The sequence below is a fragment of the Agrilactobacillus fermenti genome (assembly GCF_047943045.1).
Classification (GTDB): Bacteria; Bacillota; Bacilli; order Lactobacillales; family Lactobacillaceae; genus Agrilactobacillus; species Agrilactobacillus fermenti.
The window spans coordinates 373861-398111 of the sequence record NZ_CP181347.1; the positions used below are offsets into that span (position 1 = coordinate 373861).

At 41.1% G+C, this 24251-nt stretch carries 22 protein-coding genes and 1 pseudogene; 16 read left to right on the forward strand and 7 right to left on the reverse strand.

Translation table 11 applies throughout. From position 1 onward, the window contains the following. The first annotated feature begins 21 nt into the window (after nucleotides 1-21). The 4 genes from ACNAN0_RS01700 to ACNAN0_RS01715 are packed head-to-tail and all read left to right on the forward strand — an operon-like array spanning nucleotide 22 to nucleotide 2992. Nucleotides 22-615, forward strand: coding sequence for an ECF transporter S component (locus ACNAN0_RS01700; RefSeq protein ID WP_416353679.1), 594 nt, complete (start codon nucleotides 22-24; stop codon nucleotides 613-615). Then, nucleotides 608-1384 carry an energy-coupling factor transporter transmembrane component T gene (locus tag ACNAN0_RS01705; protein WP_416353680.1) on the forward strand — a complete coding sequence of 259 codons (777 nt, stop codon included), beginning with the start codon at nucleotides 608-610 and terminating at the stop codon, nucleotides 1382-1384. Before ACNAN0_RS01700 ends, ACNAN0_RS01705 begins: the two co-directional genes overlap by 8 nt. Beyond that, complete coding sequence (locus ACNAN0_RS01710) at nucleotides 1375-2205, forward strand: energy-coupling factor ABC transporter ATP-binding protein (RefSeq protein ID WP_416353681.1); 831 nt, start codon at nucleotides 1375-1377, stop codon at nucleotides 2203-2205. Before ACNAN0_RS01705 ends, ACNAN0_RS01710 begins: the two co-directional genes overlap by 10 nt. Continuing rightward, nucleotides 2192-2992, forward strand: coding sequence for an energy-coupling factor ABC transporter ATP-binding protein (locus ACNAN0_RS01715; protein WP_416353682.1), 801 nt, complete (start codon nucleotides 2192-2194; stop codon nucleotides 2990-2992). The genes ACNAN0_RS01710 and ACNAN0_RS01715 overlap by 14 nt, the downstream gene beginning before the upstream one ends. A 160-nt stretch (nucleotides 2993-3152) precedes the next feature. On the opposite strand, the gene ACNAN0_RS01720 is transcribed toward ACNAN0_RS01715, so the two are convergent. The 3 genes from ACNAN0_RS01720 to ACNAN0_RS01730 form a co-directional block, all read right to left on the reverse strand. Next, nucleotides 3153-4148 carry a LacI family DNA-binding transcriptional regulator gene (locus ACNAN0_RS01720; protein WP_416353683.1) on the reverse strand — a complete coding sequence of 332 codons (996 nt, stop codon included), beginning with the start codon at nucleotides 4146-4148 and terminating at the stop codon, nucleotides 3153-3155. A 166-nt stretch (nucleotides 4149-4314) separates the two neighbouring features. Continuing rightward, nucleotides 4315-5835 (reverse strand): glycoside hydrolase family 30 protein, encoded by a 1521-nt coding sequence (locus tag ACNAN0_RS01725; RefSeq protein ID WP_416354217.1) that lies wholly within the window; start codon nucleotides 5833-5835, stop codon nucleotides 4315-4317. 96 nt (nucleotides 5836-5931) lie between these two features. Next, nucleotides 5932-7245: an MFS transporter gene (locus ACNAN0_RS01730; RefSeq protein WP_416353684.1), complete on the reverse strand. Its 1314-nt coding sequence runs from the start codon at nucleotides 7243-7245 to the stop codon at nucleotides 5932-5934. A gap of 510 nt (nucleotides 7246-7755) precedes the next feature. On the opposite strand from ACNAN0_RS01730, the pseudogene ACNAN0_RS01735 reads away from it, so the two are divergent. From ACNAN0_RS01735 to ACNAN0_RS01780, 10 genes and pseudogenes are all read left to right on the forward strand, one after another. Then, a pseudogene (locus tag ACNAN0_RS01735) lies at nucleotides 7756-9445 on the forward strand (glycoside hydrolase family 2 TIM barrel-domain containing protein). A gap of 55 nt (nucleotides 9446-9500) precedes the next feature. Then, complete coding sequence (locus tag ACNAN0_RS01740; protein ID WP_416353685.1) at nucleotides 9501-9998, forward strand: hypothetical protein; 498 nt, start codon at nucleotides 9501-9503, stop codon at nucleotides 9996-9998. Then, entirely contained in the window at nucleotides 9896-11992 is a 2097-nt protein-coding gene (locus ACNAN0_RS01745) for a glycosyl hydrolase (RefSeq protein ID WP_416353686.1), read from the forward strand. The genes ACNAN0_RS01740 and ACNAN0_RS01745 overlap by 103 nt, the downstream gene beginning before the upstream one ends. Before the next feature lie 442 nt (nucleotides 11993-12434). Continuing rightward, nucleotides 12435-13967, forward strand: coding sequence for an MFS transporter (locus ACNAN0_RS01750; protein ID WP_416353687.1), 1533 nt, complete (start codon nucleotides 12435-12437; stop codon nucleotides 13965-13967). A 29-nt stretch (nucleotides 13968-13996) separates the two neighbouring features. Then, nucleotides 13997-15415 (forward strand): glucuronate isomerase, encoded by a 1419-nt coding sequence (uxaC, locus tag ACNAN0_RS01755; protein ID WP_416353688.1) that lies wholly within the window; start codon nucleotides 13997-13999, stop codon nucleotides 15413-15415. A gap of 14 nt (nucleotides 15416-15429) precedes the next feature. Further along, nucleotides 15430-16311 (forward strand): aldose 1-epimerase family protein, encoded by an 882-nt coding sequence (locus tag ACNAN0_RS01760; protein WP_416353689.1) that lies wholly within the window; start codon nucleotides 15430-15432, stop codon nucleotides 16309-16311. A gap of 12 nt (nucleotides 16312-16323) precedes the next feature. Then, nucleotides 16324-17958 (forward strand): mannitol dehydrogenase family protein, encoded by a 1635-nt coding sequence (locus tag ACNAN0_RS01765; protein WP_416353690.1) that lies wholly within the window; start codon nucleotides 16324-16326, stop codon nucleotides 17956-17958. A 40-nt stretch (nucleotides 17959-17998) separates the two neighbouring features. Further along, nucleotides 17999-19066 (forward strand): mannonate dehydratase, encoded by a 1068-nt coding sequence (uxuA, locus tag ACNAN0_RS01770; protein ID WP_230913324.1) that lies wholly within the window; start codon nucleotides 17999-18001, stop codon nucleotides 19064-19066. A 23-nt stretch (nucleotides 19067-19089) separates the two neighbouring features. Then, complete coding sequence (locus tag ACNAN0_RS01775; protein ID WP_230913265.1) at nucleotides 19090-19776, forward strand: GntR family transcriptional regulator; 687 nt, start codon at nucleotides 19090-19092, stop codon at nucleotides 19774-19776. Between the two features lie 70 nt (nucleotides 19777-19846). Then, a complete protein-coding gene (locus ACNAN0_RS01780; protein ID WP_230913266.1) occupies nucleotides 19847-20503 on the forward strand; it encodes a bifunctional 4-hydroxy-2-oxoglutarate aldolase/2-dehydro-3-deoxy-phosphogluconate aldolase in 657 nt (218 codons plus the stop codon). Nucleotides 20504-20654: 151 nt separating this feature from the next. Here ACNAN0_RS01780 and ACNAN0_RS01785 read toward each other — a convergent pair whose 3' ends face one another. Together ACNAN0_RS01785 and ACNAN0_RS01790 are read right to left on the reverse strand one after the other, a co-directional pair. Continuing rightward, the gene (locus ACNAN0_RS01785; RefSeq protein ID WP_416353691.1) at nucleotides 20655-20936 is read right to left on the reverse strand and encodes a type II toxin-antitoxin system YafQ family toxin; all 282 of its coding nucleotides are present in this window, start codon (nucleotides 20934-20936) and stop codon (nucleotides 20655-20657) included. Next, nucleotides 20926-21204 carry a type II toxin-antitoxin system RelB/DinJ family antitoxin gene (locus ACNAN0_RS01790; RefSeq protein WP_416353692.1) on the reverse strand — a complete coding sequence of 93 codons (279 nt, stop codon included), beginning with the start codon at nucleotides 21202-21204 and terminating at the stop codon, nucleotides 20926-20928. The genes ACNAN0_RS01785 and ACNAN0_RS01790 overlap by 11 nt, the downstream gene beginning before the upstream one ends. Before the next feature lie 360 nt (nucleotides 21205-21564). On the opposite strand from ACNAN0_RS01790, the gene ACNAN0_RS01795 reads away from it, so the two are divergent. Then, entirely contained in the window at nucleotides 21565-21753 is a 189-nt protein-coding gene (locus tag ACNAN0_RS01795) for a hypothetical protein (RefSeq protein ID WP_416353693.1), read from the forward strand. A 332-nt stretch (nucleotides 21754-22085) separates the two neighbouring features. Here ACNAN0_RS01795 and ACNAN0_RS01800 read toward each other — a convergent pair whose 3' ends face one another. Then, nucleotides 22086-22382, reverse strand: a complete 297-nt coding sequence (locus tag ACNAN0_RS01800) for a type II toxin-antitoxin system YafQ family toxin (RefSeq protein WP_230913270.1) — start codon at nucleotides 22380-22382, stop codon at nucleotides 22086-22088. Further along, entirely contained in the window at nucleotides 22375-22647 is a 273-nt protein-coding gene (locus ACNAN0_RS01805; protein ID WP_230913271.1) for a type II toxin-antitoxin system RelB/DinJ family antitoxin, read from the reverse strand. Before ACNAN0_RS01805 ends, ACNAN0_RS01800 begins: the two co-directional genes overlap by 8 nt. 298 nt (nucleotides 22648-22945) lie before the next feature. Here ACNAN0_RS01805 and ACNAN0_RS01810 point away from each other — a divergent pair, with 298 nt between their 5' ends. Continuing rightward, complete coding sequence (locus ACNAN0_RS01810; RefSeq protein WP_416353694.1) at nucleotides 22946-24115, forward strand: iron-containing alcohol dehydrogenase; 1170 nt, start codon at nucleotides 22946-22948, stop codon at nucleotides 24113-24115. The last annotated feature ends 136 nt before the right edge of the window (nucleotides 24116-24251 follow it).

Below are 24251 nucleotides of genomic sequence, written 5' to 3' on the forward strand. Positions count from 1 at the left end.
AAGACATACAGGAGGCAACAAATGAAAGTACAAAGATTATGGTCTATCAAACTGTCATCAGCAACGTTGGTTTTAATTCCAGCGGCAGTTGGCATCAACTACTTAGCGAAGGCGCTAGCTGAGGGATTGAAACTACCGGTATGGTTGGGTTCTATTGGGACATTTCTAGCGAGTATGTTAGCTGGGCCGATTGCTGGGGCAATTAGTGGATTTATCAATAATGTGATTTATGGATTAACGCTATCGCCAATCTCAACGGTTTATGCATTGACGAGTATTGGCATTGGCTTAAGCGTGGGTGTTTTATTCCGATTGGGTTGGTTTAGTTCCGTTAAAAAAGTCTTATTAGCAGCTTTGGTGATTGCATTTATTTCCGCTATTATTTCGACACCATTGAATGTCTATTTTTGGGCTGGACAAACGGGAAATGCTTGGGGTGATGCCATTTTTGCAGCGTTAGTTGCCCATCACACACCTGTTTTTCTGGCTTCGTTTGTAGACGAATTTGTTTTAGATATTATCGATAAAATCGTAGTTGCCTATTTGGCTTACGTGATTTATCGACGTTTACCGAATAAATTGATCAACTTTTTTCAGGATGAGTCTCATGCTTAAAAAGGCACCATTTTCGGCTGGATTAGTGCATAAATCGTCTTGGACGCGCCATATTGATCCTGGTAGTAAATTTCTATTGATGGCGGATACAATTGCCGCCAGCATGGTCTTTTCTAGTCTTTCCGTGAATTTAGGTTCGATTTTATGCTTATTAATGCTTAATTTCAGCGCCCATATTTTACATAAAAGTTTGGTTGTATTGGCGTTTAGCTTATTTCTGATTAGTACAATGTTACTCATTCAGGGGTTGTTTTATACTCAAAATCAAACACCGATCTTCACAATTGGCTGGTTGACTTTTTATCAGGAAGGCTTGCAGCATGCTGCCCTTTTGGCAGGCCGGATATTGATCATTACGCTATCCGCTTGTTTGTTGATGTTTACCACGACAATTGGTGAAAATACAATTTACTTGGAAAAATTAGGTCTGCCTTTTCGCTATGTCTACGCGCTGATGTCCGTCTGTTATATTTTGCCGCAAATGCATGCCAATATGCGCCGAATACAGTTGGCGCAACAAGCACGGGGCGTTGTTGGTTCCGGACGGCTGGGACAGAGATTTCGAGCGATTTTACCTACTTTGATCCCGTTAATCGTTATGACCTTAACCAGAACAATCAACCGTTCCATTGCGTTGCGGTTACGCGGTTTTGAATCAAAAAAACGCCAAACACCAAATTGGCAATATACTTATATTTTTGCCAGAGGCTTACATTATTTGCTGTTTCTGGGATTGTTGGTCCTACTAGGAGGCGCAATATGGCTGTAGAAAAATTTGTTGCACTAGATCGAGTTTCAGTAAAGTATCCCAATGCGCAAAACTGGGCTTTAGACTGGGTTTCAATGAGCGTCCCCCAGTTTGCTAAAGTCGGTATTATTGGAAATTCAGATGCGGGGAAAACGACTTTCTGCCAATTATTAGCTGGTATTATACCAGAAATGATCCATGCTCGGATTGAAGGCCAGCTACAGATCGATCGTAACGATACCAAACAGCAGCCGAGTGTTGGTTATGTTTTTCAAGATCCTGAGAGTCAAATGAGCGGACTCGCTGAAACTGTTGCAGATGAAATTGCTTTTGGGTTGATCAATGCCGGTTTCTCAGAGCTTGAAATTGATCAACGCGTAAAGCATGTCGCCAAGGAATTAGAGTTGACATCAATATTACACCAGAGCCCAACTGAGATCTCTGGCGGGCAACAGCAACGATTGGCTTTAGCAACAGTACTAGTTGTAGAACCAGATATTCTGATTTTGGATAATCCTACCAGTCAAATGGATCCCCAAGGGAAAGCATGGCTTTTTGAGCATTTAGCCACTTTAAAAAAACAAACAATTTTTCTGGTTTCAGATGAAATTGATTTACTTTGCGAGTTTGCCGATTATCTTGGTGTGTTCGCCCAAGGAAAACTATTAGCTTTTGATACACCAGCGCACGTGATCAATCAGGCAGATCAGAACCACTGGCCTATGGCGCTGCCGACGGTATATCAGTTTGCAAAGGCATTGTCAAAAACCATGGCAGGGACTTATCGCTATCCAGTAACATTAGGGCGGTTAAAGCGGGTGATGCATAATGACGATGATTAGTTTGAATCAGGTGCACTATCAATACCCTGGGTCAACTATGAAGCTGGCTATCGAGCAATTGAATATTCAACATGCTTTAACAACGGTCGTAGGGGCTAATGGCTCTGGTAAATCTACTTTATTGAAATTATTGTTGGGTCTGTACGCACCAATTCAAGGTACGATCAGTCTTGAAGGTCAGGATTTAAAAGCATTGCCCATTAAGCGTAAGTTACAAATGATCGGTCTTGTTTTTCAAAATCCCAATGATCAGCTTTTTAATGCCACGGTCTTACAAGAAGTGACTTGGGGCATACGCCAATTAGGACTGGGAGAGCAACGGGCAAAAGCGGCGTTGACCCAGGTCGGCTTAGAAGCGGAATTAACAACGAATCCTTATGATCTCTCTCTTTCAAAAAGGCAATTATTAGCTATTGCAACGATTCTAGCAATAGATCCAGCAATTTATTTATTTGATGAACCTTTTAGTTATTTGGATTTTCCAGCACAACAACGAATTACTGCGTTAATGCGTCAGCTATCTGAGACTGGTCACCAAGTTATCGTTGTGACCCATGATATGGATTGGGTGGCAACACAAAGTGACGAAATTCTTTTGATGAATCAAGGTACAATTCAATTTCAAGGCACGCCAGCGGCCTTATTTACAAATCATGACTTTATGGAAATGGGACAAATCACGCCGCCTCGGGTAATGCAAATCGCCAAAAACTTTGGCGACTATGAGGTCTATTTATCAATTGAAGATTATTTAAACAGAGATGCCCTAACTAATAAGTTTGATTAATAACCGTTTATAACTCAAATACGATTGTCAACAGGGTTTTGTTTTTGTATAGACAATTAGAATAAAAGAAGAGACCACCGAAAATCAGGCTTAATAGCCTGATCTTTGGCGGTCTTTTTGTATTTATCTTAACCATAAATCAACATGGAAACGAAACTGGTCACACACTGCTTTCGCGTTTGATCAGTTTCGTCGCAAAAGCAACCAAGCGTGCTGGCCGTTCAGGATCATGGATACGTTCCGTAAGTAATTTAATCGCTTCTTCACCAATGCTAGCCGTATCGGAATGAATCGTGCTTAGCGCGGGTGTGGTGAACTTAGCAATGGCAACGTCATTAAAGCTGATGATATTAACGCGGTCAGGAACGGCAAGATTTGTTTGATTTAGGGCCCGAATCGCACCAACCGCCATGGTATCACTGCCAACAATAAAACCGTGGGGTAAATTATCACCAAGCTGCGCAATTGCTTGGTTCATTAATTTAAATCCTGATTCAGGTGTGAAAGCACCTTTAAAAATATATTCTGGATGATATAAATTCAAAAAGCGTAAGTAATTGGCATACGTTTGTAATCTTGGATCTGGCAATAACTGCCTTTCTTGGCCGGTACTTTCTTCGCCAATTAAGATGCCGATATCGTTAATATGATGCCGACGATAATGGTCAATGATATTTTTTGTTGCCGTTTCATAATCGCTGTGGACACTATCTAAATCAAACTCTAAGGCGTTTTGACCAACCACAACAATTGGCAGTTCAAATTGTTTTAGCAGTTTGAATTCAGTGTAATCAAACTTACCGATCAAAACCAAGCCTTCAGCAGCCACATTTTTTTCTTTCATGATTTTATCTAAGGTGATCACTTCGGTTTCAATACCTAAGCGATTAGCCATATTTTCGACCCCATATTGTAGTTGTAAATAATAAAGGTCTGAAAGTTCCTCTGACATGGTGTGCCATTGGATAATCATGACTTTTGTACTAGTTTTATGTTTTTTTCGCGGGCGTTTTTTGTATTGAAGTTCCTCAGCAACTTCCAATACACGTTGCCGTGTTTCGGGTGTGACAGCGAGCGTGTCGTCATAGTTCAAGATACGCGAGACGGTGGAGATTGAAACATCAGCCTTCTCTGCGATGTCTTTGATTGTTGTCATAAAAAAATTCATCCCTTATCATATAATGCTTAATCCAAATTATAACCGAATCACCACTTAAAGAACATTATAACAGCTAAACCTCTTACGTATCATATATACAAAAAGCTCGGAAACAAAATGTAAATGTTTTGTCCCGAGCTCAGCAATTAAAATTATTGAAAAATTAATCTAATTTATTAACACCTTTACCAGGGGCTTCGTCATCAGCTAAATTTGCTGGATAAGGGTTCAATTTGAAGGCTTCATCTTCGCGAGGTGTACTCTCATTGACCGAGCCAAAAGCCTTGTGCAGTGTCACAGTACCCCAAGCAGGGACGGTGACGTGTTGCCAAATAGAGCCACGGACATAGACGAGAACGGCGGCCTCTACGGGTTTGCCAGTTGGATTATACAAGTGAGCGGCAATTGAGCCATCTGGTGCTAAGAAAGCAACGGAGCCAACACCACCTGTGTAACCATCTTGGGTATAACTGCTGGAACCGATCACGGTTGAGCCGGGCACAACGTCTTGACCAAAATTGCGCAACATATAATATTCCAAATTGCGTTGCACTTTACCAGTGGTATGATCAATGGTTACAACACCACGACGTCCAGTGGAGCCTACCATATTCGGTAAACCACGCTCATCTAACGCCATGTTCCAAAGATCGATCATATTCAGCCCTTGACGTACAAGCCAGTTGCCAATCAAGCCAAACATAATATGAGAAGCATCTTCAGGGGTTTCTTCAATGAAACATCGACGTTCAGTCATAGCTAGCTTCCAATGAGGGTAGGAACGGCTGCCGTTGAATAAATTGGTATAAGGTCCATCATAAGTGTGGAAAGCAAAGCCATCAAAGGCACTAGCTTGTTCAGGTGTGATTTCATCACTGATATGTTTGTTTAAGATATTCAAACTGCCATCCCAAAAATAAATCTTTGTGTCAGGGAAAGTTTTGTCTAAAGCTGGCCGTAAATACTCATAACCAAATTTTGCCAATTCAGGAATTTTCCAAATCATAGCTGGCCAGGCAGCCGCATTAGAAGGCTCATTTTGAATTGTGATCGCATAAATTGGGATGCCGTACTGACGGTAAGCTTCAAGATATTTAACGAAATAGCGGGCGTAGACACTTTCAAAAGTATCTTTTTCTTTATCATAGCCATTACCGGTATATTCACCAAAACGCAGATGACCACCCATTTTAAGTTCACCAGTATTTTTCATCCAAGCGGGTGCCGACCACGGGGAGGCCATGATTTTAACCGCTGGGTTGATTTGCAAGATTTCTTGAACAACCGGGACCAGATATTTTAAATCTTTAGTGGCATCTGGCGCGTCGGGTTCACCTTCACCAATGGAGAACTTTGACAAACTAGCATCATGTTCACCAAAAGGCACATCATCATAAGTATAGTAAGGCTGGCTCGCTGGTTCACAGGAGCCGAGCGGAATACGGATGGTTGAAAAATTGCCTTCTTTCGGGTCAAATAGTTCATGAAGTAAAGCACTACGCTGCGCTTTGCTTTGTTTCCAGATCAAAGAGGCAGCTGCATCAGTGATAGCGGCACCAGCGCCTAGCCATTCTTGGCGTTTATCAGAAGGATCAATGACGATTTTGGCAGCCTCACCTGGTTCAGTTTGCGGTGTGGGTGTTTGTAAGTGTGTTCTCTTTTCGGAGAGGTCACCAGCGGTCATGGTCCAAAATTCTGTTGGGAAAAGTCCTTCTTGTGTACTCAAATGAAACATCCTTTCAAAATCAGTTGTTAATTTTTACTAAATTTTAACACGTCATTATTTGACACGTTTGATAAGTGCGATACAGATACCACCAACTAATTCCATGGCAACGGCGAAAATGAAGATAGCCTGATAACCAAAAGCGGCAACAATGGCGGCAGCCACCATGGCACCTAACATTTGACCTAAAGTATTGGCTAAGTTGATCAAACCAAGATCTTTACCAGCGGTATCAGATGATGGCAAAACATCCATGTTTAAGGCACCATCAACGGAATTATAAAGCCCATTCCCAAAAGCGGCGATGATAGCGTAAACGAACATAGCCCAAGGTGCTTTGACAAATAATGGGAATAAAGCAGCAGCGCCTAAGGCAAAAGTAGCGATAACAACTGGTGCTTTGACACGGCCAAGTTTATCAGCTAAAGGTCCACCAACTAGGGCAAAGAAAACACCAATGAATAGCATGATACTAGAGAAAATTGAAATGGAACCGGCAGCAGCTTTTGTGCCTTGACCAATATAATCGGTAAATAAGAAGAGCAAGAAAGTTGTGATAATTGTGGAGCCAACAACCATGAAGAATTTACCAGTTAAAGCGAGGTAGAAATCCCGAGCATCATGAGTTGGGAAGAAGAAGTATTTCTTAAGTGAATCTTTATCGAATTTAACTCTAGGTTCGTCAAGATTAGACTTTTCTTTAATTAGAGCAACGTGGACGATGGCCAAAACAACAGTGATCGCAGCCATGACATAGATCCCAAACTTAACATTGCCTAGGAATTGGGCTGCTAATAATGCGAAGCCTTGTTGCGCAATGGTAAAACCAACACCGTAGAAAGTAGAAACAGTGCGACGCCATTTAGGCGCTACACGGTCCGATATTTGCGGGTAGATAGCCGCTGCAATGGCATTTTCGGCCGCTGCCGCAATGATCCAAATAAATATAATAGCTGTGACAGAAGCAATGTTAGCGATTGCAATTAATGAAATAGCAATGGCAATCGTTCCGCCAATAATATAAGGCTTTCTTTTACCAAAACGTGTCCGCGTGACATCTGAAAAGGCGCCGAATAGTAAATTGGTAATCGCTCCGGTAATTGAAGCAACAGTCGCTAAAATACCAACGGCCCAAACCTTATGGGCGGCATCAATTTGACTAAATAATTGGGGAATTAAGACACTACGCGTAGAACCAATGGGCCCATACCAGCAAAGTGGGGCAATGGACATGGCGAAGGCAACGGTCAAGGGCACTTTCGGTTGATCTTCATCTTTAACGGCTGCGTTGGAAATTTCACCGACCGCCGTTTTGACAGGTTCCTTTTTGTTATGGGACCCATTATGAGGTGCTAAAGTATCTGACATATTAATTCGCTCCTTAGAATAATATCGATAAAATAATGACTATAATGATAAATTAAAACTTTAACTCAACTCATATACTTGTATATAAGCAGGTGCTTTTGAACGAACCTCCTTAATATTGATATTTAGTTCACAAAGCGGACGATTGCTAAAAAAATGGCGGATAATAAGAGGGATGCATGATTTAGTAACCGTTTACATTTCTAATCACAATCTCGGTTTTACCAAAAATCAAGACATTTAAATACTTTTTACCAAACTAATATATTGCTTATTTTTTTAAAGCTGACAGATTATGCTGTCATATTGTTCGTCATCAAGTTTGTTAAATTGGTTTAGATACATACTGACAACGATAATCTTAGCAATTTATTGTTATTATTAATTATGAATTATGGCTCGGAAAATATTTTAGTAAAATTTATGTTGACTGAATTTTGATTCATAGTAGAATGAGCAATGGAAAGCGTTTTACTGAGGAAAATTATAAATTTGGAGGTTATTTCACAAATGGAAAAAGACCTATTATATCCAGTACAGAATCAATATCGGACCCAACAATCTTTAGACGGCCTGTGGCAATTCAAATTCGACCCAGAAGCTAAAGGTGAAACCGAACAATGGCAAGATCGACTAGAAACTGAGACCGAGTTACCTGTCCCAGCAAGCTTTAACGATTTCTTTACGGATAAAACTTCAAGAGAATACGTGGGTGATTTTTGGTATGCCCGGCAATTTTTTGTACCTGATTCTTGGCGTGACAAAAATGTTTATTTACGTTTTGATGCCGCAACACATCGGGCTAAAATATTTGTGAATGGCCAATATATTAGATCCCATGAAGGCGGCTTTTTGCCTTTCATGGCCCAAATTGATCAGGCTGTTAAATTTGGTGCTGAAAACACCGTGGCTATAAAAATCAACAATGAATTGCATCGCGATGCTTTACCTGCAGGGGATACTTTAACGCTGAAGAATGGGCATAAGATGGCTAAGCCATTCTTTGACTTCTATAATTATTCGGGGTTGAATCGTAGCGTCCACCTCGTAGCATTGCCGAAAATCCATTTGACAGATTATGCAACCACTTACGCGCTAAAGCAAGATCAAGCTGAGGTACATTATCAGTTGACAGCTAACACAGCTGGCTTATCAGCTCAAGTCACACTCTTTGATGCAGCTGGTCAAAAAGTTGCGTCTGGTACTGGCCTTGAGGGGACTTTAAACGTGGCACAACCACATCTTTGGCAAGTGGGTAAGGGTTATATGTATCAACTGCAGATCCAATTGATTCAAAATGGTCAAGTGGTGGATCAGTATCAAGATGAGATCGGCATTCGGACCATCGAGATCAAGGGTCATGAAATATTCGTAAACAATCAATCCGTTTATATTCGTGGTTTTGGCCGTCATGAAGACAGCAATTTTGCTGGTCGCGGTTTTGATCTAAAAGTTGAAAAACGGGATTTGTCCTTGATGAAATGGATCGGTGCCAATGCTTATCGCACATCACATTATCCTTACGATGAACAAGCTTATCGAATGGCTGATCACGCCGGCATTCTAATTATTGATGAAGTACCGGCAGTCGGTTTCAAAATGGCGGCAGCTAGTTTTCTCGGTGGCCTAGATCAGAATTTCTTTGATGGTGATTGGATCGACAATCTTTATGAGAAGCATTTGGATCAAATTACGGATCTGATTCAACGGGACAAGAATCACCCGAGTGTCTTTGCTTGGAGTTTGTTTAACGAACCTGACACGTCCAGTGAAAAATGTGTGCCTTATTTCACGAAAATATTCTCAGCCACTCAGGCGTTGGATCCACAAAGCCGACCGCGGACGTTTACTTTGAATGAGGATGATACCTATGAAGCGTCCCATGCCAAACAATTTCCAGATATTTTCTTATTGAATCGGTACCCAAGCTGGACTGCACAAACTACCATCAGTGATGTGGAGCGAAGAATATCAAGTTGAATTATTAGAAATGTTTAATCATGTGTTTGATAGCTATGACTTCATTCGCGGCGAGCAAGTTTGGAACTTAGCTGACTTCCAGACCGTGGAAGGCAACATGCGAGTCGATGGTAATAAAAAAGGGATCTTTACTCGGGAACGGCAACCTAAAGCAGCTGGCTTTTACCTGCAAAAACGATGGACGAGTTTGCCGCTGGATTTTAAAGCAAAGGAAGGCTAAGTATGCAAAAAACGGAATTTACGATTGATGGGGCAACGCTAGATTTAACTAAAAAATGGGCAATACATTTAAAGGCTTTGGTTACATCAGTTGCAACAATTCATCACGCTTATTATTGGACTATAAAGCTGAATACCCACAAGTTTATCAACAGATTCTGAAAATTTTATTTGGTGGTAAGCACCCGTTATTGACCATGCTAAAGGTAGAACTTGGTGATGATGCCAATACGTCCTCTGGCACGGAACCAGCAACCAAGCGCAGTGCTGACGAACCCGCTAATGTGCGCCGTGGAGCTGGATATCAATTGATTGCGGATGCTAAAAAAATTCAGCCAGAGCTAAAAACAGCTATTTTGCGCTGGGGGAACCTGGTTATCTCAAGTCAGCTTGGCACCAAGTGCGGACGAATGATCCGGATCATGATGTTCCTGAATCGGCGTATGAAGCCATGTATCAGTTATATAAACAGATCATTATTGCCGCCTATGAAACTTATGGTTATTTGTTTGATTACGTGGATCCTGATCGTAATGAAACCAAGCACCCAATGACCCAATGGATCAAGTGGTTTGCCCAAAGATTGGCAAATGACGAGGCTGAATTTCCTTGGAATTTTCCAGTAGCACAGTATCACCAAATCAAAATCATTGCGGCTGATCAAAACTATGAGACCAATTTTGGCGATTTTATGATTGCAGATGATCAGTTGCGGTCATTGGTACCAGCAGTGGGGTATCATTACAACACCGATGATGGCCCTAAAGCGCCCTATAAACAATTGGCTGATCAATACGATCATGAAGTCTGGTACAGTGAAGGGGTAGCACCCATGACACGAGGCGATTACCGGGTGCGTGCTTCTGCTGGCACAGGTATTGGCGGCCAACAAAGTGGGTTAGATATTGCGAATCGTTTGATCAAGAGTTATTTCAAATCCCGTCGGAGTTTATATCTATTCCAGCCGGCCGTAGCTGCTTATTATCCAGGTGTGAACTATTCTCATAAAGAATTGATTACAGCACAGCAACCGTGGTCGGGGCATTTTACAGTGGATAACGTTGGTCTGCAGATCATTAAGCATTTTACCGACTTTGTAACTTGCGGCTGGGACCCGAAGACAGCTTGGCGTATCTTAACCACAGCTTGTTATAGTGGCGTCGGTGGGACTGAAAATCTTGGCACCCATACAGACGCTGCCAGTTATATGACGTTTGTCGCACCAGACAAACAGGATTTTTCGACGGTATTCGTCAATGACAGCGCAACACCACATCAATATCGGGTGAATATCACTAATTTACCAAATAAGCGCCTATATGTTTGGCAATCTACGGGACCAACACAAGCAACAGCAGCCTATGATAGCCAACTCAAAAAAATGGTCGCCACACCAGCAATTACGGCTGGCGCGTTTACCGTTACAGTACCGGCATATGCAATTATCACGGTGACCACCCTGGATAAGACGCAGGATACTAGTGTGCAGTATCAGCGCATTACGGCTGCTCAGCCAAATGACGTTTTGGTTCAAGATGCTGACCGCCAGCTTTTGTATGAGGATCATTTTGATTATCCCCAGTTTGAATCGACTTATCTTGACCATCGCGGTGGCACACCACGCTACCTGACCGATCAAGGCGGAGCCTTTGAAGTGGTCACTGATCAAACTAAAAAGCCCATTTTACAGCAGATGATTACCGAAAAAGAACGGGCTTTGGATTGGGAATACTCTTTTGCACCGAATTTTACAGTAGGTGATGATCGTTGGAGTGACTATACGGTAACGTTGGCGTATCGTTTCGATACGACCACCGTGCAAAATAGTCCTGATGGCAATTATATTGGCATTGATCTACGGCAAACCACAGATGTCAAAGGCCGTTTAGAAAGTGCGCCTTATGTGGTCAAATTAGATACCAATGGTTTTTATCAATTATTGGTTCGCGATCAAGTGGTGCTATTTGACTATGTGACTGTTTTTGATCCTGAAAAATGGCATCAGTTAAGTTTTGGCGCGAAAGGTAACGTATTGACAGCTGAATTGGATGGACAGCCACTATTTACTTGGACCGATACGAAGAATCCGACCTATGCTGGCCGTGTTAAAGTTGGCTGTGGCTATTTCAAAACACAAATTAGTCAGTTGACCGTCAAACAAGCCGCTGCAGGTAATCTAGTCACGAAGCGCTTAGATAATTTGAATCAAGCGGTGACTTATACGGGTTCGTGGCAACATCTGGTCGGACAGCGCAATACAATTTGGGAACGGACACTCTCCATTGCGACTAATGCGCCAGCTAGCTTTGAATTTGATTATCAAGGACACGGCTTTGCGCTAGTAAGCCACCAAAAGGAACCAGTAACGTTACAGCTGATTATTGATGGCACTTGTGTGGTTGATCAAGTTCAGACCAATGCTGGTGCTGAAAAGGGCACCCATTATAAATGGCTGCAAGCAACAGCCGGGCAACATCATGCAAAAGTCGTCGTTTTATCAGGCGCTTATCAATTAGATGCCATTGAAATCTTAGAAAGACAAGTATAAACAAGTAGAAATTACTGTATCAATTCACACATGGTTACTTGACAAGCAGAACGACTAACTAAGGCCTATTTTTGGATGGATTGAACCGTTCAAAAATCGTGAAGTCCCGTAAGTTAGCCGTTATTTTTATAGATATTTTTAATAAATTTGAAAAATATTTTAAAATACATCATAAAGATTGTTATATCAGTATTTTAAAGATATATCAGATATATTTAGGTAGTTGAATTTAGTTGTGAATTATATATTTTAAAGGTAGATTAAGTCTTTGAACTGGCTTGGAAGAAATAGCAACAAAAACTGTAATATAAGGGACTTTAACTGTAATTTTTAATTTGATAAAATAATAACAAACTATTGACTTTTGAAACCGTAACATTATAATGAAATCGTATTCATATACTAGTATATTAGATTTGATTGACTTATAATGAGGGGTGTAATGATGGATAACAAAAATCGGCGGGTGTTTGGACCAAATGGTCGTAAGATCACTTTAAAACGCGCACTTTTGTATGGGCTTCCAGACATGATGGGTGGCGGTGGTTTTACAATTATCGGTGCTTTCTTGCTTTTCTTCTTTACCACGTTTGCTGGCTTGACGGCCACAGAAGGGGCATTGATCATTGGAATCGCACGGATTGTGGATGCCGTTACCAGCCTAGTGATGGGGAGTCTGACCGATAACTTTTGGCGGACAGAGTTGGGCCAGCGCTTTGGTCGACGCCATTTCTTCTTAATGATTGGTGCACCATTGATGTTGGAATACATTTTGATGTGGGTGCCGGGTAAAGGCTTTTTCTACTATTTGATCGTTTACCTACTGTTTGAAATTATTGCGGCTTCCGTATTGATTCCTTGGGAAACGCTACCAACTGAAATGACTGAAGATTTTACGTCACGGACAAAACTATCTTCCACTCGGATGTTCATTTCATCGACGGGGACATTTTTAGCAACTTTTATACCTGGACAAATTATTGGCCTGATGGGACAAAAAAATCCTTATGCTTATTTAGTTAATGGGATCGTCTTTGCAATTATCTTCATGATTTGTGTTTGGCTGGCAAACATTGCGACTTGGGAGCGGCCAGTTAGTAAGGAAATGAAGCAAGCTTACTATGATCAACCAAAACGGGGCTTCTTCAAAACACTTGGGAAAGAGTTCAAAGACTACATTTCCACTTTAAGAATCAAGAGTTTCCGCAAGCATATTGCTATTTATCTATTATCATTCACTGGTAAGGACACTTACAATACGATTTTTGTTTATTTCATCGTTTCTTGCATGGGCCTGACGGCAACAGACTCCGCAAATATCCTTTCATTATCTGTTATTGGCATCCCAACAACGATTCTGGCTGGGTATCTCATGATCAAGAAGGGGCCTAAGTTCCTATTTATCAACGCTTATACCATTATGCTAGCGATGATTGCTGGCGATTACCTTGTGTATAGGCTGCAGCCGGATAATCCGTTGCTATGGCTGTTTGCCATTGGCTTGATTTACCAAATTGGTCGGCAGACTTTGGAGTTCACACCGTGGAACGTTTTCCCATTCATCCCAGATTTGGATGAAATTGTGACCAAGCAACATCGGGAAGGTATCTATGCTGCTTTTATGACTTTCGTACGGAAATCCACTGTCGCTGTTGCCACCATGATCGTAGGGGTTATTTTAGATGCTAGTGGTTACATTAAAGGTGCTAGTCACTTGTTGAATGAACCGAAATCAGCACGTGAAGCCATTGTTGGTATTTTGGTCTTCGGTGCTGGTGGCTTAGTCTTATTAGCTTTGCTGGTGGCATTGACCTTCAAGCTTAATAAGAAAACCCATGACGTGGTCTCAGAGGAAATCACGCGTTTGAAGAATGGTGGTTCTAAGGCTGACGTGACACCAGAAACACGTCAGGTTGTTGAAGAGTTAACCGGTTGGGATTATGACAAAGTTTGGGACGAAAAGAACGCCAATTAAAGTTTCAATCATGAAAGGAAGTTTATAAAATGCAATTGATAGACAGAGATTTTTTGTTAACAAACGAAATGGGTAAGAAATTGTTCCATGATCATGCAGAAAAGATGCCAATTATTGATTTTCACTGTCATTTGGAGCCTAAAGAGATCTATGAGAACAAAAATTATCCCAATTTGACCAGAATTTGGATCAACGATGGTTTGTTCGGTGATCATTATAAATGGCGGCTGATGCGGGCTAACGGGGTACCAGAAGCATTGATCACAGGCGACGGCGATGAATATGAAAAGCTCGTTGCTTGGGCTGGTACGATTGAGAAGGCCATTGGTAATCCATTATATGAATGGACCCATTTGGAATTACAACGTTTCTTCCATATTACAAAACCGTTGACGCGTGACAATGCCAAAGAAATCTGGGATACAGCGAACAAGTTGTTGGCAACAGATGATTTTAAACCCCGGAGCTTGATTCGCAACAGCAACGTCAAAGCTGTTTGTACCACCGATGACCCGGCTTCTGATTTGAAATATCACAAGTTGTTAAAAGCTGAAGAAAAGGAAAATGGCTTCAAAGTATTACCAGCAATGCGCCCCGATGCGGCGATGGCGATCAATGATAAAGATTACCAAAATTATTTAGGCAAATTAGGTGAAGCTGCTGGCGTTGAGATCACTGATTTTGATTCGTTGACACAAGCTTTCGAACAACGGTTTGAATATTTTGAAAGTATGGGTGGTCATTTATCAGATCACGGGTTGAACACGTTCCATTATGTGGCCGCTACGCCAGCCGAGCTCAATGAAATCGTTAAGAAACGTCTCACTGGTGCCGCATTATCTGATCATGAAGTGGCAGCTTATGTGACTGGTTTAGTCAAAGCCTTGATGCGCTTAAATAAGAAGTTTGATTGGACGATGCAATACCATATCAATGCGATCCGCAATGCTAACAAACCAATGCTAGCTAAGATTGGACCAAATACTGGCTTTGATTCCATGGGGACACAACCGGATATTGCTGACAATATGATGCAACTCTTCACAGATATGCAAACAGAAGACAATATTCCAAAGACTATCTTGTATTCACTCAATCCTAATGACTGGATGGAGTTAGCCACTGGGATGGGAGACTTCTATGGCGATGTAAAGCAAAAACTACAACTTGGCGCTGCTTGGTGGTTCAATGACACACGCGAAGGTATGCAGAAACAGTTAGAAACAATGGCACACCAGAGCTTGCTGGCAAACTTTGTCGGTATGTTGACAGATTCTCGTAGTTTCTTGTCCTATCCGCGCCATGAATATTTCCGCCGAGTCCTATGTGATTACATCGGCGGTTTATCTGAACGCGGTCAAGTTCCTGAAGATGAGGCTTACCTTGGTAAAATTGTTGAAGACATTTCCTATAATAATGCTTATAACTACTTTGGTTTCTTCAAGTAGGCGGAGGACGCGATATGCAAACAATTGAAAATGATCACTTTAAAGTCACGATCAACGAATTAGGTGCTGAGATCACGAGTATCTATAATAAGACGGCTGATTTTGAATATATTTGGAACAATGAAATTTGGCCAAAGCGTGCGCCCGTGTTGTTCCCAGCCATTGGTCGCTCCGAGGCTGATGCTTACACCTACCATGATAAGCAATATCCGATGCCCCAACATGGCTTCATCAATGATCAAATCTTTGAAGTCTTAGAACAAACCCATGATTCACTGATTTTAGGTGTGGCTGATAATGGTGAGACCCATCAGTACTTTCCATTTAATTTTCAATTTAAAGTTAAGTTTGTGCTGACTGAGCGGAGTTTGGCGCTGACATTTACGGTTAATAATACCGATGCTAAAGAATTTGCCTTCTCCTTAGGTTCACACCCGGCATTTAACGTGCCGATCGCTGATGAAGGGAATTTTGATGATTATCAAATTGATTTCAAGCCTAAGTTTGAAACCTTGACACACTTTGAAATCGTTAAGACACCGGCACCTTATCGTTCCGGAAAATTAATCCCAGTTGAAGGCTATCAGGACGGGACGTTAATGTTGAGCCACGATCTCTTTGAAGCTGGCTTAATTATTATTGAAAATAAAGGGATTCAGTCTTTGACCCTACATGCGCCTAAAGCTAAGCATCAGGTCAAAATCGATTTAGGCGATTTTCGCTATGTTTGCTTATGGACTAAGGAAGGCACCGAAGCCCCATTCTTATGTATTGAACCCTTTGCAGGATTACCAGATGTCACTGGCAAGATGAGTGATTTATTAACGAAAGAAGCAAATACCAAATTAGCACCAGGATTTACCAAAGCATTTAATTACAATATTCAGTTAGGATAGGTGATAAATAAAATGGTTAAATTATTGGATGACTATGTTACAAATAAAGCTGCTTTTGAAAAGGCAGGCATTACCGTACCAACTTATGACGCTGCAAAAACAAGTGCCGAAACGAAAAAGGCGCCAGTTTGGTTGCACTTTGGCGGTGGGAACTTATTCAGATGTTTCCATGCAATGATCGCCCAAAAATTATTAGATGCTGGTGAATTAGACGCTGGTGTGCTGGTCGGCGAAACTTGGGACGATGCCGTAGTTAAAGATATCTACAAGAAGTATGATGACCGTATTTTAAGTGTCGTTATGAAAGCCGATGGCACTTTAGATAAGACCTTGTTAGCTAGTGTTGGCGACGCCGAATATTTCAATCGTGATAATCCTGCTGGCTTTGAAGCAATTACAGCCGCTTTCAAATCTAAATCATTGCAGTTCGTGACTTTTTCAATTACTGAAAAGGGCTACGCTTTGACAGATATGAATGGTAACTTAACTGCCCAAGCACAAGCAGATATCAAGGGTGGCCCAGACAAAGCAGCGACCAACATGGGCTTGATGGCTTACTTACTCTATACTCGTTTTCAAAATGGCGCTTATCCAATTGCCATGGTCAGCACCGACAATTTCTCTGAAAATGGTCAGAAATTAGAAAATGCTGTCTTAACAATCGCTAAAGGCTGGTTAGAAAATGGGTTAGTCGATCAGAAATTTGTTGATTATCTGTCTGATCCTAAGCAAGTCAGTTTTCCTTGGTCCATGATCGATCGCATCACGCCTAACCCTTCTGAGAAAGTCAGTCAACAATTAGCTGCTGACGGTTTTGAAGATACCGATATTTTACATACAGCTAAACATACGAATATTGCCCCATTTGGGAACACGGAAGAAGTCCATTATTTAGTCATTGAAGATAGTTTCCCTAATGGACGTCCGGCTTTAGACAAAGCAGGTGTGATTTTAACCGATCGCGATACGGTCAATGATGCGGATCAAATGAAAGTCACAGCTTGCTTGAATCCATTACACACGTCATTAGCCATCTTTGGCTGCTTATTGCGGTATCAATCGATTGCTGAAGAAGTCGCTGATCCAGATTTGTTGAATTTGATCAAGAACTTAGGTTATGGCGAAGACCTACCAGTTGTCGTTGATCCTAAGATCATCGATCCAAAACAATTTATTGATCAATTGATCCAAAAACGGCTGCCAAATAAGAATATCCCTGATACCCCACAACGGATCGCAACGGATACTTCACAGAAATTGCCAATTCGCTATGGTGTCACGATTCAACACTACATCGATGATCCAAGCCGAGATCCTAAAGACTTGGAATTCATTCCGTTGATCTTAGCCGGTTGGTGCCGTTACTTAACGGGCATCGCTGATGATGGGGCATCATTTGAATTGAGTAACGATCCGTTGTTAGATCAATTACAACCACGCTTCAAGAATGTGCAATTAGGCGCTGATATAGACGCTCATGAGATTTTACAACCAATTTTGGCCAACAAGTCAATTTTTGCTCACGATTTATATGCCATTGGTTTAGGTGAAAAGGTTGAAGCATACTTCAAACAAATGTTGCAAGCTAAAGGCAGTGTGCGCGGTACGATTCAAGCTGCCCTTAAAGCACACGGCAAAAATTATTAAGCAGATTTAAGTCAATTATAAAGAAAAGGTGAATAAACTTATGGAAATGGGTTTTCGTTGGTACGGGTCCAAAGATGACGATGTGACATTACCACAAATTCGTCAAATCCCTGGTATGAAACAAGTTGTCGGTGCATTATTTGATGTGCCAGTGGGTGAAGTTTGGCCTGAAGCTGAAGTCAAAGCACTTAAAGAACAAGTCGAAGCAGCTGGCTTGAAATTAGAAATTATTGAATCTGTCAATATCCACGACGATATCAAGATCGGATTACCTAGTCGGGATAAATATATTGCAAACTATATTGAAACTATTAAAATTTTGGCGAAATATGGGATCAAAACAATTTGCTATAACTTTATGCCAATTTTTGACTGGGTTAGAACAGACCTACATTACAAATTACCGGATGGCTCAACCGATTTAGCTTTCCAACATAAATTAGTGGAAGGCGACCCTGAGGATATCATCAAGTCTGTGCAGGATAACTCTCGTGGTTTTGTACTGCCTGGCTGGGAACCTGAACGTTTGGCCGAAGTTCGGCGCTTATTCAAAGCTTATGAAGATGTTGATGCTGAGAAATTAGCTGAAAATATGTCTTATTTCTTGAATGCCATCATGCCAACCTGTGAGAAATATGATGTCCGCATGGCCATGCATCCAGACGATCCACCACGTTCTTTATTTGGACTGCCAAGAATTTACAAGAACGTCGAAGACATGCGGGCAATTGCGAATATGTATGATTCGCCGTATAATGGCTTCACGATATGTACCGGTAGTTTGGGTGAAAATCCAGATAATGATGTACCAGCAATCATCCGCGAGTTTGTCAAAGCTGACAAAGTACCATTTATGCATGTCCGCAATATTAAATTCATGGGTAATGAAGGGGACTTCCACGAAGCTGCCCACTTATCCAGTGAAGGCTCTTTAGATATGTATGAAATTATGAAAGCTTTGCATGATACCGGCTTCAATGGTGTGATTCGGCCAGATCATGGTCGGGATATTTGGGGTGAACAAGGTCGTCCCGGTTACGGGCTATATGACCGAGCTTTAGGCGCTACTTACCTTAATGGTTTGTGGGAAGCTTTAGAAAAAGCTTAATAAGATGAGTGGGAGTAACAATTATGATCAATCCAGAACGTACTGAAAACATGCAATCACGGGCTTACCAGGAGATTATCAAACGCATTTTGCGTGCGGAATATGTCCCTGGTGAAAAAATATCCGAGAAGTCGTTAGAAGCAGACCTTCAGTTAGGACGAACGCCAATTCGAGAAGCATTGATCCAGCTGCGTAAGGATGGGTTGATCGAAGTTATTCCCCAAAGCGGGACCTATATTACCAAGATCAATATCAAACGGGCTACCGATGCGCGGTTCATTCGGCAAAGTGTTGAACGCAAGATCATGGTCGAGGCAGCGGCTAAGGCAACAGAGGCCAATGTCCAAATTGTGATGGCAAATATTGACGCCCAAGTTACGGCTGCCAAGGCTAAAGATCATGATAAGTTTTTCGAATTGGATGAAGCTTTTCATTATTCGTTTTATCAAATGACAGCTAAAGAAAACGTCTGGGATTGGCTGCAAACGATCAATATCCAATTGAATCGGTTCCGCTGGTTACGCTTACAGATCACGAAGCTGGATTGGTCCAGCCTGATCACAGATCATCGCCATCTCTTAAAAGCCGTCGCAACGCATGATCCCGAAGAAGCCGAGCGCTTGAGTATGAACCATTTGCATTTAATGTTAGAAGAAGAACAACCTTTATTTGAAGCTTTTCCAGAATATTTTACAGATATCCAGAATTGATCGTTGTTGGAATGTAATTGCGTTATAATATATGAGAAATGTCATTTACAAAGGAGAAATAAATAAGTCTATGGCTGATTTACAAAAAGTAAAAGTGCTCCAAAGAATTGAAGACGCTGGTGTTGTTGCGGTTGTCCGGGGCAAATCTGTCGAAGAAGCGGTTAAGATCAGTGAAGCTGCCATCAAAGGTGGGATTGCGGGCATCGAATTAACTTTTACCGTGCCGCATGCTGACCAAGCCATTGCCCAATTAGTTGAAAAATATGGTGATGACAAGGCTTTGATTGGTGCTGGAACTGTTTTAGATCCAATTTCAGCCCGTTTGGCAATCATGGCTGGGGCACAATATATTATTAGCCCAAGTTTCAACGGTGAAGTTGCTAAATTATGTAATCTCTATCAAGTGCCTTATTTACCTGGTTGCTTTACGATCACAGAAATGCAACGTGCTCTAGAAGCAGGCTGTGATATCATCAAACTCTTCCCAGGTAGCGTTGCTGGACCAGGTGCCGTCAAGGCTGTCAAAGCACCATTACCACAAGTTAACTTGATGCCAACTGGTGGCGTCAACTTAGATAATTTAGAAGCTTGGTTTGATGCTGGTGTCATTGCAGTCGGTGCCGGCAGTAACTTAGTTGGTCCTGGTGAAAAGGGCGACTTTGATCAAGTTACTGAGAATGCTAAAGCCTATTTAGCTAAAATCAAAGAAATTAAAAGCAAAAAATAATGATTACGGGCAACCGTAGTTGTTAAGTATGAGCGCGAGACAAAAGGCCGTTGCCTTTTGGAACACGTTTAAAATTTAATTATTCGTAACTAAATACGAGGGCAAAAACAAAACGTTAGTTTTGTCTTGCTCTCGTATTTTTTAGGCTTATTTATTCAATTCCTAAAACGTTGCGGTGCGTTCCAGTAGCTAATAATAGTAAAGTGAGTCGGTCTGCATCAATGTTATAACGTAGTAACCAGTCACCTTGAATGTGTAACTCTCTGTCGCCATTAAATTTTCCTCGAAGTGGATGATCCTTAAGTTTTTTCAAAATGGGCCGATCATTATAATAGACCGCCGCAATAGCTTGATCTAATAGTGTCATATTGTAACCGGATTTTTTTAATTTTTTATATTGTCGTTTAAACGAATTGGCGCGTTTAATGATCATCGTTTAGGTCTTTAAGCAAGCTTTCCAAAGAATTAAATGTTTGATAATCACCTTCACTGATTTCTTTATGCGCACGTTGGGTTGCCTCATTTAAGGGGGCGCGCAACGATGGTTTGAAAGGCAGCTGTTTATCTCGAGCAACTTGTTTCAAATAGATATTGATACCTGTACTCAGATCCATACCTAAATCGTTAAAAACCTTACGTGCTGCTTCTTTAGTTTCATAGTCCAAGCGAACAGTAATGGCAGAACGTTTTTTAAGATCCATATGATCACCTCTCTACATGATTTTAGTACATTGGTCATACATTGACAATATAAAAGCATTGTAATTAAACTGTTGATACCACTTGCTTCAAGGTACTGATAAATTACGAAAAATCCAACGAATCGATTATCTGACTTTACGCCTAATCAAAATATTTCAAAGGTGGAAAGGGCGAAAGTTCAAGGAATGCTGAATAATATCGTATAAACTGTCGTTTTTAAGCGCGAGTTTACGCAGCAAAAAATAATTTTAGAAATAGGGTTGTGGCTTGGCAAATCTTTAATTAAAAGAAATAGTTCTCTGTCTGCTAGAATGATAAATGGGAATGTGTCCAAACAATCATTGTAGGAGGGGAAAGCCATGCGCAAAAAAGCATCAAACATTAATAGACAGAAAGTTATGAAATGGTGGTGGCTACTAACCACCAGTGGTGTTGTTTTATACAGCCTTATGCGTTGGTTCTCGACAAACCAATATATCGCTTTAATATTTTGGAGCTATCTTATTGGGGGACTAATTTTTATGGCATTTATGTATGACCGTGCTTGAAATAATGCTTTGATTACCAATTACATATCGTTTAGTACTTCCCATGATTATCGGTTTAAATTTAGCAGTAATATAAGGTCGCAAACGTTTCGTTTCTTTGATCAAGAGCCTGATTCTTGCAGCTGTCATCAGAAGGACGCTAATGGCTGTGTTCCACACAGTAGTACAAGATTGATGCTACCGTCTGATTAGTAATAATGCTCTAAGTTGGCGGATGGCTAAAGCCATAAACATAGTGCCCCTTAAAAGTTAGACCGAAAATCCGACTTCTAAGGGGTACTGCAGTTTTACCCTGACCGCTTGATGTAACAGCCGCTATATGAAACGATTACTTATTTGCCAAGTAACGTTTTATGACTGCCTGTACGAACAAGGGTCAAAAGATTATCTGATATTTGGTATATCAATAGCCAATCACCACTTTTGCCATCAACGTGCAACTCGTGATGACCTTTCCAAATGCTGTTGGGTGCCAGGGCATGATCATGGTATCGTGTTACTAATTCTTGGTTGTGGGTGCCTTCTGCTAAGAGATCGATCACCGTTTTTAATGCATCAAGCGAATAATGTTTCTTTTGTAGCTTTTTTAGATCTCGTCGGAAGGTTGGCGTAAAATTTAATTCAAGCATCTAAATCATGCCACATATCTTTGGTATTTTTATAATATTTACGTGTTTTTTCCGGGTGTTCGGATTCTTTTAAGGCACGTAGCGTCTCGATCGGGAGACTGGTGGGTGTAAATGGAAGTTCATGAGTCTTTACCATTTTTGTGATAAACATGGTCACAGCCGTCGTAAGGTCAAGGCCCATATCATTAGCGATTTCTTGACCTGCTTTTTTTAGTTCGGGATCGATTCGAATACTTAGACGTGTATCCTTTTTCTTAGCATCCATAGTACATACACCTCCTTATCATTATTTTACCTCCATAAGTTACCGAATGCAACCCAATGGATACACATAAGGCACACAAAAAGTGATTTAGACAGATAACGATTTTTCCATTTTGGTTATTCGTGGTTAGGGTGAGGTCGTGGTCTTTTGGCATACAGTTAAAAATTAAATTACTCTCAAGAGGTTAGTTAAATAAAGACAGTTAATAATTAAATTGATAAATATTTCACAAATTATCCTAATAATATGTTACAGTTAGGTCTGTAAGGTAATTTTATCTAAAGGGGATAATGTGAATATGAAATCAAACTTTGATTTTTTAATGCCTAGTGTGAATTTCTTTGGACCTGGCGTCATTGAAAAAATTGGTGCTCGGGCTAAAATGCTAAATATGAAACGGCCGCTGATCGTCACGGACCAATTTCTTGAAAGTTTATCTGATGGCGCTGTAGCCCAAGCAACAGCTTCGTTAAAGGCTGCGGATGTTGATTACGTCATTTACAATGGCGTTGAGCCAAATCCTAAGGTACATAATATTCAAGAAGCAAAGGCCCTTTATTTAAAAGAAAAATGTGACAGTATCATTACTATTGGCGGCGGCTCTGCGCATGATACGGGGAAAGGTACCGGAATTATTCTAACGAATGGTGACGATATTACTAAATTGGCTGGGATAGAAACGTTAACGAACGCCTTACCACCATTGATTGCAGTTAACACAACCGCTGGGACCGGTTCAGAGTTAACGCGGCATTGTGTGATCACGAATACCGAAACACATTTGAAATTTGTCGTCGTTTCATGGCGTAATATTCCGTTAGTGTCGTTTAATGATCCAATGTTGATGCTAGATGTACCGAAAAGTTTAACTGCAGCAACAGGGATGGATGCCTTTGTTCAGGCAATTGAACCTTATGTCTCCACCAATCGAAATGCAATTACAGATAGTCAATGTATTCAAGCTATCAAACTCATTGAAACAAGCTTGCGGGAATGTGTTGCAAACGGGCATAATATTGAAGCACGTACTAAGATGGTGGAAGCCGAAATGTTAGCCGGCATGGCCTTTAATAATGCCGATTTAGGTTATGTGCATGCGATGGCGCACCAATTAGGCGGCCAATATGATGCCCCACATGGTGTTTGTTGTGCACTGCTCTTACCAGTGGTAGAACAGTATAATATCATTGCTGCACCAGAGCGCTTCGCTGAATTAGCACAAATTATGGGTGAAAATACAGCTGGCTTGTCGGTACGGGAAGCGGCTGACCTATCCATTAAAGCTATGCGCCAAATGGCTGAAGATGTTGGTATTCCTAAGAGTATCAAAGCAATTGGTGCTAAGCCAGAAGATTTCCCATTAATGGCTGAAAATGCCTTGAAAGATGGCAATGCATTTTCAAATCCACGTAAGGGGACTAAGGAAGAAATTATTCAACTTTTCCAAGAAGCTTATGACGCTGAATAAATTGAAACACGTTTAAGTAAACATACTAAGATTAGATCTGTTGATGAAGGATATTTTTACTTCGGTCAACGGGTCTTTTTTTGATCAATCCATACTTTGAAAATGTGTTGGGTATCATAATGATAATGCGTGTCAT

What these genes read in the sequence shown, in the direction of transcription:
- ACNAN0_RS01715 (WP_416353682.1), top strand. Translation starts at nt 2,192, where the DNA reads ATGACGATGATTAGTTTGAATCAGGTGCACTATCAATACCCTGGGTCA.
- ACNAN0_RS01795 (WP_416353693.1), top strand. Translation starts at nt 21,565, where the DNA reads ATGCGCAAAAAAGCATCAAACATTAATAGACAGAAAGTTATGAAATGG.
- ACNAN0_RS01710 (WP_416353681.1), top strand. Translation starts at nt 1,375, where the DNA reads ATGGCTGTAGAAAAATTTGTTGCACTAGATCGAGTTTCAGTAAAGTAT.
- ACNAN0_RS01705 (WP_416353680.1), top strand. Translation starts at nt 608, where the DNA reads ATGCTTAAAAAGGCACCATTTTCGGCTGGATTAGTGCATAAATCGTCT.
- ACNAN0_RS01765 (WP_416353690.1), top strand. Translation starts at nt 16,324, where the DNA reads ATGGTTAAATTATTGGATGACTATGTTACAAATAAAGCTGCTTTTGAA.
- ACNAN0_RS01720 (WP_416353683.1), bottom strand. Translation starts at nt 4,148, where the DNA reads ATGACAACAATCAAAGACATCGCAGAGAAGGCTGATGTTTCAATCTCC.
- ACNAN0_RS01810 (WP_416353694.1), top strand. Translation starts at nt 22,946, where the DNA reads ATGAAATCAAACTTTGATTTTTTAATGCCTAGTGTGAATTTCTTTGGA.
- ACNAN0_RS01700 (WP_416353679.1), top strand. Translation starts at nt 22, where the DNA reads ATGAAAGTACAAAGATTATGGTCTATCAAACTGTCATCAGCAACGTTG.
- ACNAN0_RS01750 (WP_416353687.1), top strand. Translation starts at nt 12,435, where the DNA reads ATGATGGATAACAAAAATCGGCGGGTGTTTGGACCAAATGGTCGTAAG.
- ACNAN0_RS01800 (WP_230913270.1), bottom strand. Translation starts at nt 22,382, where the DNA reads ATGCTTGAATTAAATTTTACGCCAACCTTCCGACGAGATCTAAAAAAG.
- ACNAN0_RS01760 (WP_416353689.1), top strand. Translation starts at nt 15,430, where the DNA reads ATGCAAACAATTGAAAATGATCACTTTAAAGTCACGATCAACGAATTA.
- uxuA (WP_230913324.1), top strand. Translation starts at nt 17,999, where the DNA reads ATGGAAATGGGTTTTCGTTGGTACGGGTCCAAAGATGACGATGTGACA.
- uxaC (WP_416353688.1), top strand. Translation starts at nt 13,997, where the DNA reads ATGCAATTGATAGACAGAGATTTTTTGTTAACAAACGAAATGGGTAAG.
- ACNAN0_RS01745 (WP_416353686.1), top strand. Translation starts at nt 9,896, where the DNA reads ATGTATCAGTTATATAAACAGATCATTATTGCCGCCTATGAAACTTAT.
- ACNAN0_RS01730 (WP_416353684.1), bottom strand. Translation starts at nt 7,245, where the DNA reads ATGTCAGATACTTTAGCACCTCATAATGGGTCCCATAACAAAAAGGAA.
- ACNAN0_RS01785 (WP_416353691.1), bottom strand. Translation starts at nt 20,936, where the DNA reads ATGATCATTAAACGCGCCAATTCGTTTAAACGACAATATAAAAAATTA.
- ACNAN0_RS01805 (WP_230913271.1), bottom strand. Translation starts at nt 22,647, where the DNA reads ATGGATGCTAAGAAAAAGGATACACGTCTAAGTATTCGAATCGATCCC.
- ACNAN0_RS01740 (WP_416353685.1), top strand. Translation starts at nt 9,501, where the DNA reads ATGGGCAATACATTTAAAGGCTTTGGTTACATCAGTTGCAACAATTCA.
- ACNAN0_RS01775 (WP_230913265.1), top strand. Translation starts at nt 19,090, where the DNA reads ATGATCAATCCAGAACGTACTGAAAACATGCAATCACGGGCTTACCAG.
- ACNAN0_RS01790 (WP_416353692.1), bottom strand. Translation starts at nt 21,204, where the DNA reads ATGGATCTTAAAAAACGTTCTGCCATTACTGTTCGCTTGGACTATGAA.
- ACNAN0_RS01725 (WP_416354217.1), bottom strand. Translation starts at nt 5,835, where the DNA reads ATGACCGCTGGTGACCTCTCCGAAAAGAGAACACACTTACAAACACCC.
- ACNAN0_RS01780 (WP_230913266.1), top strand. Translation starts at nt 19,847, where the DNA reads ATGGCTGATTTACAAAAAGTAAAAGTGCTCCAAAGAATTGAAGACGCT.